We start from the raw sequence: 12,074 nt of genomic DNA on the forward strand, positions 1-12,074 counted from the left end.
TTTCACGTTGACCGGGAGGGCGCATGTCGACAGCACCGATGCCCGAGTTCCCCACCGGCTTCCGCTGGGGCGTCTCCACGTCCGCCCACCAGATCGAGGGCGGCGCCGAGGCCGACGGGCGCGGTCCGTCCATCTGGGACACCTTCGCCCGCGAGCCGGGACGGATCAGCGACGGCAGCAGCGGCGCGGTGGCCTGCGACCACTACCACCGGCACACCGAGGACGTCGCGCTGCTGGCCGGGTTGGGCGTCTCCGCCTACCGCTTCTCGATCGCCTGGCCCCGGATCCAACCCACCGGCACCGGTCCGGCGAACCCCGCCGGCCTCGACTTCTACGACCGGCTGGTGGACGACCTGCTGGGCGCGGGCGTCGACCCGGTGGCCACCCTCTACCACTGGGATCTGCCCCAGCCCCTGGAGGACGACGGCGGCTGGCTGCGCCGCGACACCGCCGCCAGGTTCGCCGGGTACGCCGAGCTGGTCGCCGACCGACTCGGCGACCGGGTCCGGCTCTGGATCACCCTCAACGAACCGTTCATCCACATGAGCCTCGGGTACGGCATGGGCGCCCACGCCCCCGGCCGGGCGCTGCTCTTCGACGCCTTCCCGGTCGCCCACCACCAACTGCTCGGGCACGGGCTCGCGGTGCGGGCGCTACGGGCGCACACCGCCAGCCCGGTGGCGATCGCCAACAACTACTCGCCGGTGCGGATACTCGGCGACAGCGACGCCGACCGCGCCGCCGGGGCCGCGTACCAGGCGCTGCACAACCGGCTCTTCACCGACCCGCTGCTCGGCCGCGGCTACCCGGAGCTGCCCGGCTTCGACCCGGGCGTCGTCCACCCCGGCGACCTCGACACCATCGCCGCGCCGATCGACGTGCTGGGGGTCAACTACTACAACCCCACCGGTGTACGGGCGGCGGAGGAGGGTTCACCCCTGCCGTTCGACCTCGTGCCGCTCGACGGTTACCCGCGTACCGCCTTCGACTGGCCGGTGGCCCCGGACGGGCTGCGCGACCTGCTCGGTTGGCTCCGTGACACCTACGGCGACGCGCTGCCACCGATCGAGATCACCGAGGGCGGCTGCGCGTACGACGACGTGCCGGACGCGGACGGGCGGGTGGCGGACCCGGAGCGGATCGCGTACCTCGACGGGCACCTGCGGGCGGTCGCCGCCGCCATCGACGACGGGGTGGACGTCCGCGGCTACTTCGTCTGGTCGCTGCTGGACAACTGGGAGTGGGCCGAGGGGTTCACCAAGCGCTTCGGTCTGGTGCACGTCGACTACGCCACCCAGACCCGTACGCCGAAGTCGTCGTACACCTGGTTCCGGGACGTGATCGCGGCCGGCCGGCCGGGGTCGGAGCGGTGACCACTGTCGACCCGACCCCGGCGGCGCTCGCCGAACCGACGGTGCCGGTCCGGCGCGGCTGGATCGGCCTGATCTTCGCCGCGAACCTCGGCGTCTGGATGGCGTTCTTCACCCCCATCCAGGTGCTGCTGCCGCAGCAGATCGAACAGATCGCGCCCGGCGACAAGGAGAACATGCTGGCCGTGGTGACCGGGCTCGGCGCGCTGGCCGCCGTGCTGGCCAACCCCCTGGCGGGCGCGCTGTCGGACCGGACCTGCCTGCGGGTGGCCGGCCGCGACCTCGGTCGCCGGCACGTCTGGACCGCCGGCGGGGCGGTGCTCGGCGCGGCGGCCCTGCTGCTGCTGGCCCAGCAACGGACCATCCTCGGGGTCGCCCTCGGCTGGGTCGCCGCACAGGTCTGCTTCAACGCGATGCTGGCCAGCCTGACCGCCGCCATCCCGGACCGGGTCCCGGTCACCCAGCGCGGCGGCGTCTCCGGCTGGGTGGGCATCCCACAGGCGCTCGGGTTGGTGCTCGGCGCGGTGCTGGTCACCGCCGTGGTCACCGGCAACGCCGCCGGCTACCTGGCCATCGCCGTGGCGATCCTACTGCTGTCGCTGCCGTTCGCGCTGCTCACCCCCGACGAACCGCTGCCGCGTACGCATCGGCCGGCGCTGCGGGCGCGGGCGCTGCTCGCCTCGATGTGGATCAACCCGCGGCGGCACCCGGACTTCGCCTGGGCCTGGATCACCCGGTTCCTGGTCCAGTTGGGCAACGCGCTGGGCACGCTCTATTTGCTGTACTTCCTCACCGACGGGGTCCGCTACCCGGACCCCGAGGGCGGGCTGCTGGTGCTGATCCTGCTCTACACGCTCGGCATGATGCTGACCGCCGTGGTCGCCGGACGGCTGTCCGACCGGTCCGGCCGTCGCAAGGTCTACGTCATCGCCTCCGGGTTGATCATGGCGGTGGCGGCGCTGTTGCTGGCGGTCGCGCCGGTCTGGCCGATGGCCGTCGTCGCGGCGCTGCTGCTCGGCGCCGGTTACGGCGTCTACCTGTCGGTGGACGCCGCGTTGATCACCCAGGTGCTGCCCCGGGCCACCGACCGGGCCAAGGACCTGGGCGTCATCAACATCGCCAACTCGGCGCCGCAGGTGCTCGGGCCGGCGCTCTCCGCCCCGCTCGTGGTGCACCTGGGCGGCTACCCCACGCTCTACGCGGTAACCGCCGCCGTCACGGTGGTCGGCAGCGCGCTGGTGGTCAAGATCCGTTCGGTCCGCTGAGTCAGGGGGCCGTGGCCAAAAGCGCTCGCCGCCCGCCGTAGGCTGGAGGACGTGACGGTACGTGTGCGCTTCGCCCCCTCCCCGACCGGTATGTTCCACGTCGGCGGCGCCCGCTCGGCGCTGCAGAACTGGATCTTCGCCAAGCAGCAGGGCGGCGTGTTCGTGCTGCGCGTCGAGGACACCGACGCGGCGCGCAACAAGCCCGAGTGGACCGAGGGCATCCTCTCCGCGCTGGACTGGATCGGCATCTCCCGGGGCAGCTACGAGGGCCCGTACTTCCAGTCGCAGAACGCCGGCGAGCACCGGGCCGCCGCCGCCCGCCTCTACGAGTCGGGCCGCGCCTACTACTGCGACTGCACCCGCGAGGACGTGCAGGCCCGCACCGGCTCGCAGTACCAGGGCTACGACGGCTACCACCGCGACCGTGGCCTCGGCCCCGGCCCGGGGCACGCGCTGCGCTTCCGTACGCCGGACGAGGGCGCGACGGTGGTGGTCGACCTGATCCGCGGGGAGCCCACCTTCGAGAACCGCCTCATCGAGGACTTCGTGATCGCCCGCGGCGACGGCTCGCCGGTCTTCCTGCTGGCCAACGTCGTCGACGACATGACCATGGGGATCACCCACGTGATCCGGGCCGAGGAGCACCTTCCGAACACCCCCAAGCAGCAGCTGCTCTGGGACGCCCTCGGGGTCAAGCCGCCGGTCTGGGCGCACGTGCCGGTCGTGGTCAACGAGAAGCGGCAGAAGCTCTCCAAGCGGCGGGACAAGGTCGCCCTGGAGGCGTACCGCGAGGAGGGGTACCTCGCCGACGCCATGCGCAACTACCTGATGCTGCTCGGCTGGGCGCCCTCCGGCGACCGGGAGATCGTCCCCTGGTCGGTGATCGAGGAGGAGTTCCGGCTGGACGAGGTCAACCCCTCCCCGGCGTTCTTCGACGAGAAGAAGCTGCGGGCGTTCAACGGCGAGTACATTCGCGCGCTGCCGGTGGCCGAGTTCGTCGACGCCTGCCAGCCGTGGCTGACCGGCACCGAGACCATCGCGCCGCCGCCGTGGCAGCCGGAGGAGTTCGACGCCGACGCGTTCGCCGCCGTGGCGCCGCTGGCCCAGACCCGGATCGCGGTGCTCAGCGAGATCGTGCCGAACGTCGACTTCCTCTTCCTCGCCTCGCCGCTGATCGACGAGGCGGCCTGGGCGAAGACGATGAAGGACGGCTCCGGCGAGCTGCTGGACGACGCCGTCGCGGCGTTCGAGGCGCTGGAGTCCTGGGACGCCGAGTCGCTGAAGTCGACGCTGGAGGCGGTCGGCGCCGAGCGCGGTCTCAAGCTCGGCAAGACCCAGGCGCCGGTCCGGGTCGCGGTCACCGGCCGCACCGTGGGCCTGCCGCTCTTCGAGTCACTGGAGGTGCTCGGCCGCGAGCGCACCCTGACCCGAATCCGCGCCGCCCGCCTCCGCCTTCCCTAACCCCCTCCCCCCTCCCCCCTCCCCCCTCCCCCATCCCCCCGCCCACGCCCACGCCCCACGTCCGCGCCCCACGCCCCACGTCCGCGTCGATCTTGCAGTTTCGGTCGCCGGTAAGAGTGGATTGCCCCTTATTGTCCGGGCAGAAAGTGCAAGATCGCGTGGGGCGGGGCGGGGCGGGGCCGGGGCGGGGGGGTCCGGGGCGGGGGGGGTGGGGTTAGCGGGTGCGGCGGCGGAGGATCAGGCCGGCGCCGAGGGCGGCGAGCAGCACCAGGCCGCCGAGCGCCCAGATCCACCAACGACCACCGGAGTCGGATTCTTCTGACGCTGCCGGCACCGTGGACGGCGTCGGGCTGCCCGGTGTCGCCGTCACCGGCCCGGCGGACGGCGAGCCGGCGGGCGACGCGTCAGCCGAGGGGGAGGCGGCCGGGCCGGTTCCGGCGGCGGACGGCGTGGCGGACGGGTCGGCGGCGGTGCCGGTCGTCAGCGTGAACCGCACCTCGCCCTTGACCGGGTGCCCGTCGGCGGACGCGAGTTGGTAGCCGACGATGTAGAGCCCGGCGGCGGCCGGTGTGAACGGCACCCGCACCCGGCTGCCGTCGAAGACCGGTGGGCCGCCGGCGACCACGTTGTCGGGCCCGGTTACTGTGATCTTCGTCGTAGCCGGCGTCGGCTTGGCGAGGAACCGCAGCTCGATCCGGGCGGGTGCGGTCGCCACGCGGGCGCCGTCGCGAGGATTGCTGCCGGTCAGCTCGTTGTGAGCGGCAGCCGGCGTGGCTGGCGCCAGCAAAGACACACCGAACGCCACGCCGAGCACCACTGGCACGATCCGCACCGCACGTGTAACCCTGCCCCCCATGAACCCCTCCGTAAGGGTACGATCCGCCCGCTGATCAAACGGCTCCTCATTAGTCGAGCAGAGATCGCAGATAGTTCCAAATACTGTTCCGGAAGCTGCAATTCATCGACGTTCTGCGGAGTCTGTAGGGGTGGGTCCGACCATCTGGTCGATCTCACGTCAGCAGGCTGGTTCGGACGTCACAGCCAAGCCATCCATCGAACGGGGCGAGGAGGCGGGATGGTCCGACAGATGAGGCGGTTCGCCGTCATGCTGGCGGGCGCGCTGACGACGGCTCTGCTGTCGCTCGGCACCGCCGGTCCGGCATCGGCGGCGCCGAAGCCACCACCCGCCGGAGTGGACATCAGCGGCGTCGGGCTGCCCGCGCCGTTGCGGTTGCGGGCGGACACCAATCCCGCCGGGGTGATCGCGGTCATCGACCAGGTCAACTTCCTCGCCCGCAACGGCATGACGACCGGCCCGAAGGCGGCCGACCTCGGTCCGAAGTACACGGTCGTGGTGCTCGTCGGTGACACCGCGAAGCAGACCTACGACCTCTACCCGAAGGCGGCCGGCGGCCCCCGGGTCTACCGGCCGGCGAAGCAGCCGGACGGCCACAAGACCAGCGCCGGCTGGTTCCTGGGGCGGCTCAGCATGTCCGAGACCCTGCGCACCGTCGGTGTGCCCCTGGAACGGCAGTTCGACACTGTCAGCGGCGGCGTGGGCGGCGGCGAGCGCGTGCTCCCGGAGGACACTCTCGACCCGGCGAGGGACCTTGACGAGGCGCTCGGGGACCTGCAACGACTGCTGCTGCTCAACGTCGGGGTGGTGCTGACCATCACGGTCGGGCTCGCCGGGATCGCCCTACTGATCCGCCGCCGCACCCGCTGACCCCCACCGGCCGCGCCGCCAGCGGCGCGGCACAGCGCCAAACGCGGCAGCACCGGCGACGCGGTCAGCACCGGCAACGCGGGTCAGCACCAGCAACGCGGGGCAGCACCAGCAACGCGGGTCAGCACCAGCGGCGCGGGGGGCGCTCCCGACGAATGGTCCGCGGCCGGGGTCGGACCGGGCCGTGCCGGTGCGCCCCGGCCCAACCGGGAAGTTCGCTGAGGCAACCACTCGGATCGTCGGAGTCGGGGACGGCGAGGCCGCCGGGTTCGGCGGAGCGCTGCCGTGGCAGCACGGGCTCGTCGTCCGGGCGGCCGGCGAGCGGGTCGACCGGGTGGGCGGCTGACGGGCCACCGACCGGCCGGCGCTGCTTGCCGGTCGCCTGCGGGTCATGGTGCCCCGGCCGGCTGGGCTCGCCCTGGGCGCAGCCGTACTCGGCCTCCCCGTGCGCCATCCCGGCCTCCTCACGCTCGTCCCGCCCCGGGTGCTCCCCCGACGTGCCCTGTCACCGTACTGGCCGCGACCGACAGGCCGCGCACGGCGTACCCGGGGGCGGGGCCGGCAGGTGCTGGCAGACGACCCGTACGCGGGGAGCGTGCACGCCGTTCACCGCTTCTTCCCGCACCGTTCACCACGCGGCTCGCGACGGTGGGGATGGCTGCGCGCGTACCCCTTTTGGCGCATGTCGGTGCCGCCCAGGTCCTCCTCCGGTCGGAGCCTGCGGGCCGGCGGCTGTGGTGGGATCGGGGGATGCGACAGCCACGGTGGCTCGGTTCCGGCGCCCTCGGCCGCGACCTCGCGCTCGCCGGCGCGTCGCTGGCCGGCGGCCTGGTGCTGTACGCCCTGGGTTGGCAGCCGCAGGTCCGTCCGGACGCGGACGTGCCGTCGGCGCTGTTCCTGCCGCCGCTGGTGGCGGTCTGCGTCGCCGTCGCCCTGCGGCGGGCGGCGCCCCGCGCGAGCCTGACCGTGGGGACCGCCGCGCTGGTGGTGGACACCGCGCTGGGTAACTCGCTGGGCACGATCCTGGTCTACACGCAGGTGCTCTACGACGCCTGCGTGTACGGCCCGCCCCGGCTGTGGCGGTGGTTGCTGCGGGTGACGGTGGCGGTGAGCCTGCTCGGCGTGGTCGCCGGCGTGGTGGCGACCGGTAGCTGGCGCGGGGCGGCGATCGGCGTGCTGGTGGTGCTCGTCGGGGTGTTGCCGGTCCTGACCGGGATCAGCGTGCGGCAGTACCGCGACCAGGCCGCCGCCGAGCGGGCGCGCGCCGAGCAGACCGCCCGGCTGGTCGAGTTGGACCGTCGGCAGGCGGTGAGCGCCGAGCGCGCCCGGATGGCCCGGGAACTGCACGACGTGGTGGCGAACCATCTCAGCGCGGTGGCCATCCACGCCACCGCCGCGCTCTCCGTGCCGGGGCTGGATCGCGGCCAGGTCACCTCGGCGCTGCGGGTGATCCGGGAGAGCAGTGTGCAGGGCCTGGCGGAGATGCGGCAGATGATCGAGGTGCTGCGTGAGCCGGGCGCCAGCGGTGGGTCGGCGGACGGCCCGGCGAGCCCGGACGTGGCCTCGGCCCGCCTGGCGGAGACGGACGGGCTGGTCGAGCGGATTCGGGCGGCCGGCCTCGCGGTGCGGGTCCGCACCGATGGCACGCCGGGCCCGCTGCCGGTGGGGGTCGACCTCGCCGCGTACCGGATCGTGCAGGAGTCCCTGACCAACGCCCTGAAGCACGGCACCGGCGAGGCAGAGCTGACGATCGCGTACCGGCCGGCGGAGGTGGTGTTGACAGTGGAGAACCCGGTGCGCCGGGGCGGGGCGGGGTTGCCGGGCGCCGGGGCGGGGCTGATCGGCATGCGCGAGCGGGCCACGCTGCTGGCCGGCCGGTTCACCGCCGGGCCGTCCGACGGCCGCTGGCGGGTGCGGGCCGCCCTACCGACCGGGGAGGCCAGGTGACCGGGGCGGCGCGGCCACCGCGCGACGCCGACGCGGCGACGGTACGGGTGGTGCTCGCCGACGACCAACCGGCGGTACGCGCCGGGCTGGCCCTGATCCTGGGCGGCTCGCCGGGTATCGCCGTGGTCGGTGAGGCGGCCGACGGCGACGCGGCGGTGCGGCTGTGCCGGGAGACGCGTCCGGACGTGGCGGTGCTGGACGTGCGGATGCCCCGCCGGGACGGCATCGCCGCGACCCGGGCCATCGTCGGCGAGGGGCTCGCCGACGTGCTGGTGCTCACGACCTTCGACCTGGACGAGTACGTCTTCGGCGCGTTGCGGGCCGGCGCGGCCGGTTTTCTGCTCAAGGACACCGACGCCGACGGCCTGGTGAGCGCGGTGCGGACCGTCGCGCGGGGTGACGGATTCATCGCGCCAGCGGTGACCCGCCGGCTGATCACCGCCTTCGCGGCCACCGCGCCGAGCGCGTCGGCGGGTGTCCGCGACGCGCTGGGCACGCTGACCCCGCGCGAGCGTGACGTGCTGGCCTGCCTCGGGCTGGGCCTGTCCAACCAGCAGATCGCCGACCGGTTGGCGCTGGCGGAGAGCACCACCAAGACGCACGTGAGCCGGATTCTCGCCAAGCTGGACCTGCGCAGCCGGGTACAGGCCGCGATCCTGGCGCAGGAGGTGGGGCTGCCCGCTCCCCCGCAGACGTGAGCCACGCCCCGGCCGCAAGGGCCGGTGCCGGCGTGGATGGCCTGCTCACGGCATGTCAGGCTAGGGCGGTGAGCACGCCGGGCGGTGGGGATCTGTCGGCCACGCTGCGCCGGATCGAACGATCCGCGGGGGCGTTGGCCACCTCCAGCGTGGCCCGGATGGACGAGACGCTGCCGTGGTTCCGGGCGCTGCCGGCCGACCAGCGCTCCTGGGTGATGCTCGTCGCCCAGGCCGGCGCCCGCTCGCTCGTGCAGTGGCTGCGCGACGGCGGCGGCACGGCGGACAGCACCCAGGAGGTCTCGGACGAGGTCTTCGCCGCCGCCCCGCAGGCGCTGGCCCGGTCGATCACCCTGCAGCAGACCGTCGCGTTGATCAAGGTGACCATCGACGTGGTCGAGGAGCAGGTGTCGCACCTGGCCGCCGAGGGCGAGGAGCAGCGACTGCGCGAGGCGGTGCTGCGCTTCTCCCGGGAGATCGCGTTCTCCGCCGCCCGGGTGTACGCGCGCGCCGCCGAGTCGCGCGGCGCGTGGGACGCCCGGTTGCAGGCCCTGCTCGTCGACGCGCTGCTGCGCGGTGACTCGCCGGACGTCCTGGCCAGTCGGGCCGCGGCGCTCGGCTGGGCGGACGCGCCGCCGGTGGCGGTGGCGGTCGGCCGGTCACCCGGCGGGGAGGTCTCCGCGGTGCTGCACGTGGTCTACCGGCAGGCCCGCCGGATCGGGGTCGAGGTGATCGGCGGGGTGCACGGCGACCGACTGGTGATCGTGCTGGGTGGCGCACCGGATCCGATGACCGCCACCGGGAAGCTGCTGGGCGCGTTCGGGGACGGTCCGGTCGTTGTCGGTCCCGCCGTGCCGAGCCTGGACGAGGCGACCGAGTCCGCGCGGGCGGCCCTGGCCGGCTTCCGGGCCGCGCCGGCCTGGCCCGGCGCCCCCCGGCCGGTCCCGGCCGCGGATCTGCTGCCCGAGCGTGCCCTGGCCGGGGACGCGGAGGCCCGTCGGCGGCTGCGCCACGACGTGTACGCGACGCTGGTGCGCGCCGGCGGCGAGTTGCTGGCCACCCTGGACGCCTTCCTGGCCGCCGGAGGCACGCTGGAGAGCGCGGCGCGGGCGCTGTTCGTGCACCCGAACACGGTGCGTTACCGGTTGCGGAGGATCGCCGAGGTAACCGGGTTCTCGCCGCTGTCGCCCCGGGACGCGTTCGCCCTCCAGGTCGCGCTGACCGTCGGTCGGCTGGACCCGGTCGTCCCGGTCATCTCACCAGTCCCGAGTCAGACAATGACCCCCGCCAACCAGAAATCACCGCAAACAGAGGGTGATCGCCGCCGATCTTTGTAGGAACCTTCCAAAGGTTCTAGTGTGGTTTGGTCGAGGGCGGCACAGCGTTACCCGCCCATATCCGGGAGAGTCATAGACGTGCTCGCCGTACTAAGTCCCGGCCAGGGTTCTCAGAAACCCGGCTTCCTGACCCCCTGGCTCGACCTGACCGGCACCGAGGCGCGGCTGCGCGAGTGGTCGGAGTTGGCCGGGGTCGACCTGCTGCACCTGGGCACCACCGCCGACGCGGACGAGATCAAGGACACCGCCCGCACCCAGCCGTTGCTGGTCGCCGCCGCGTTGCTCGCCGCCGAGCACCTGCCGTTGGAGGGCGTCGCGGTCACCGCCGGGCACAGCGTCGGCGAGCTGGGCGCCGCCGCCCTGGCCGGGGTGCTGTCGGCAGACGCCGCCATCACCCTCGCCGGCGTACGCGGTCGGGAGATGGCCGCGGCGTGCGCGCTGGAGCCGACCGGCATGGCCGCGGTGCTCGGTGGTGATCCCGACGAGGTGATCGCCGCGATCGAGGCGAACGGGTTGTACCCGGCCAACCGCAACGGCGCGGGGCAGATCGTCGCCGCCGGCTCCCTGGAGGGGCTCGACAAGCTCGTCGCCACGCCGCCGACCAAGGCCAAGATCATCCGGATTCCGGTGGCCGGCGCGTTCCACACCCCGTACATGGCGCCCGCCGAGACCGCGCTCGCCGCCGTCGCCGCCGGGATCACCCCCGCCGACCCGGTCCGCACCCTGCTGTCAAACCTCGATGGCAACGCTGTCGACAACGGCCCCGAGCTGGTGCGGCGCCTCGTCCGTCAGGTCACCGCCCCGGTCCGGTGGGACCTCTGCATGCGCACGCTCGCCGATCTCGGCGTCACCGGCGTGATCGAGCTGCCCCCCGCCGGCACCCTCGCCGGGCTGGTCAAGCGGGAACTCAAGGGCGATGGCGCCCCGGAGATCGTCACCCTGAAAACCCCGGACGACCTGCCGGCCGCACGGGATCTGATCGCCCGCATCGGAGGTCGTTCATGACTGGCAGTCGCATCGTCTCGATGGGGCACTACCAACCCTCCCGGGTGGTGACCAACGACGACATCGCCCAGCTCGTCGACACCAACGACGAGTGGATCCGGGACCGGGTCGGCATCGTCAGCCGGCGGATCGCCGACAGCGAGACGGTGGCCGACATGGCCGCCGCCGCCGCCGACAAGGCACTCGCCAACTCGGGCCTCAGCGCCGCCGACATCGACCTGGTCGTGGTCGCCACCTGCACCTCCATCGACCGCAGCCCCAACGTGGCCTGCCGGGTCGCCGCCAAGCTGGGCATCACCGCGCCGGGCGCGTACGACCTCAACACCGCGTGCTCGGGCTTCGCCTACGCGCTGGGCACCGTCGACCACGCCATCCGGGCCGGGGCGTCGCGCAACGCGATCGTCATCGGCGCGGAGAAGCTCTCCGACTTCACCGACTGGACCGACCGCTCCACCTGCATCATCTTCGCCGACGGCGCGGGCGCCGCGGTGGTCACCGCCACCGCCGACGACGAGCCGGCCGGCATCGGCCCGGTGGTCTGGGGTTCGGTGCCGGACAAGAGCGACGCGGTCCGCATCGAGGGCTGGCGCCCGTACGTCCAGCAGGAGGGGCAGGCGGTCTTCCGCTGGGCCACCACCGCGCTGGCGCCGCTCGCGTTGCAGGCGTGCGAGCGGGCCGGGGTCGACCCGTCGGAGCTGGCCGCGTTCGTGCCACACCAGGCCAACGCACGGATCATCGACGGCATCGCCAAGCGCCTCAACATCCCCGACGCGATCATCGCGAAGGACATCGTCGAGTCCGGCAACACGTCCGCCGCGAGCGTTCCGCTGGCCCTGTCCAAGCTGGTCGAGCGCCGGGAGGTGCCCTCGGGCGCGCCCGTGCTGCTGTTCGGCTTCGGTGGCGGCCTGACCTACGCCGGTCAGGTCGTCCGCTGCCCCTGATGACCCCCTCGGGCGCTGACGCGTCCAGGAGTGGCGGCCGGCGACGCCGATCCGCCGGGAAACCCCGATGAAAGGAACCAACCGCAATGACCCGTGACGAGATCACCACCGGCCTCGCCGAGATCCTCGAAGAGGTTGCCGGGGTGAACCCGGACGACGTTGCCGAGGGGAAGTCCTTCACCGACGACCTCGATGTCGACTCGCTCTCCATGGTGGAGGTCGTGGTGGCCGCCGAGGAGAAGTTCGGCGTCAAGATCCCGGACAACGAGGTGCAGAACCTCAAGACCGTCGGTGACGCTGTCAGCTACATCGCGGCCCAGTCCTGAT

At 73.2% G+C, this 12,074-nt stretch carries 11 protein-coding genes and 1 pseudogene; 10 read left to right on the plus strand and 2 right to left on the minus strand.

The genetic code is table 11. From position 1 onward, the window contains the following. The first annotated feature begins 23 nt into the window (after positions 1 to 23). From O7634_RS01930 to gltX, 3 genes are read left to right on the plus strand one after another with little or no spacing between them, the layout of a single operon-like run. On the plus strand, positions 24 to 1,373 hold the full coding sequence (locus O7634_RS01930; RefSeq protein WP_278148453.1) for a GH1 family beta-glucosidase: 1,350 nt from the start codon (positions 24 to 26) through the stop codon (positions 1,371 to 1,373). After that, entirely contained in the window at positions 1,370 to 2,635 is a 1,266-nt protein-coding gene (locus tag O7634_RS01935) for an MFS transporter (protein WP_278148454.1), read from the plus strand. Before O7634_RS01930 ends, O7634_RS01935 begins: the two co-directional genes overlap by 4 nt. Before the next feature lie 51 nt (positions 2,636 to 2,686). Further along, on the plus strand, positions 2,687 to 4,096 hold the full coding sequence (gltX, locus tag O7634_RS01940; RefSeq protein WP_278148455.1) for a glutamate--tRNA ligase: 1,410 nt from the start codon (positions 2,687 to 2,689) through the stop codon (positions 4,094 to 4,096). A gap of 214 nt (positions 4,097 to 4,310) precedes the next feature. Here gltX and O7634_RS01945 read toward each other — a convergent pair whose 3' ends face one another. After that, entirely contained in the window at positions 4,311 to 4,928 is a 618-nt protein-coding gene (locus O7634_RS01945) for a copper resistance protein CopC (protein WP_278148456.1), read from the minus strand. 243 nt (positions 4,929 to 5,171) lie between these two features. Between O7634_RS01945 and O7634_RS01950 the strand changes: the two genes are divergently transcribed. Further along, entirely contained in the window at positions 5,172 to 5,822 is a 651-nt protein-coding gene (locus tag O7634_RS01950; protein ID WP_278148457.1) for a hypothetical protein, read from the plus strand. Positions 5,823 to 5,943: 121 nt separating this feature from the next. Here O7634_RS01950 and O7634_RS01955 read toward each other — a convergent pair whose 3' ends face one another. Further along, positions 5,944 to 6,276, minus strand: coding sequence for a hypothetical protein (locus O7634_RS01955; RefSeq protein ID WP_278148458.1), 333 nt, complete (start codon positions 6,274 to 6,276; stop codon positions 5,944 to 5,946). Between the two features lie 296 nt (positions 6,277 to 6,572). On the opposite strand from O7634_RS01955, the gene O7634_RS01960 reads away from it, so the two are divergent. From O7634_RS01960 to O7634_RS01985, 6 genes and pseudogenes are all read left to right on the plus strand, one after another. Then, positions 6,573 to 7,769, plus strand: a complete 1,197-nt coding sequence (locus O7634_RS01960) for a histidine kinase (protein ID WP_278148460.1) — start codon at positions 6,573 to 6,575, stop codon at positions 7,767 to 7,769. Then, positions 7,766 to 8,467: a response regulator transcription factor gene (locus O7634_RS01965; protein ID WP_278148461.1), complete on the plus strand. Its 702-nt coding sequence runs from the start codon at positions 7,766 to 7,768 to the stop codon at positions 8,465 to 8,467. The genes O7634_RS01960 and O7634_RS01965 overlap by 4 nt, the downstream gene beginning before the upstream one ends. Next, complete coding sequence (locus tag O7634_RS01970) at positions 8,464 to 9,801, plus strand: helix-turn-helix domain-containing protein (RefSeq protein WP_278148462.1); 1,338 nt, start codon at positions 8,464 to 8,466, stop codon at positions 9,799 to 9,801. Before O7634_RS01965 ends, O7634_RS01970 begins: the two co-directional genes overlap by 4 nt. 78 nt (positions 9,802 to 9,879) lie before the next feature. Next, positions 9,880 to 10,788: pseudogene (locus O7634_RS01975) on the plus strand (ACP S-malonyltransferase); the annotation flags it as partial. A gap of 14 nt (positions 10,789 to 10,802) precedes the next feature. After that, positions 10,803 to 11,747 (plus strand): beta-ketoacyl-ACP synthase III, encoded by a 945-nt coding sequence (locus O7634_RS01980; protein ID WP_278148463.1) that lies wholly within the window; start codon positions 10,803 to 10,805, stop codon positions 11,745 to 11,747. 86 nt (positions 11,748 to 11,833) lie between these two features. Further along, positions 11,834 to 12,073, plus strand: coding sequence for an acyl carrier protein (locus O7634_RS01985; RefSeq protein ID WP_030330276.1), 240 nt, complete (start codon positions 11,834 to 11,836; stop codon positions 12,071 to 12,073). The last annotated feature ends 1 nt before the right edge of the window (position 12,074 follow it).

It is taken from the genome of Micromonospora sp. WMMD1120 (assembly GCF_029626235.1).
Lineage (GTDB): Bacteria > Actinomycetota > Actinomycetes > Mycobacteriales > Micromonosporaceae > Micromonospora.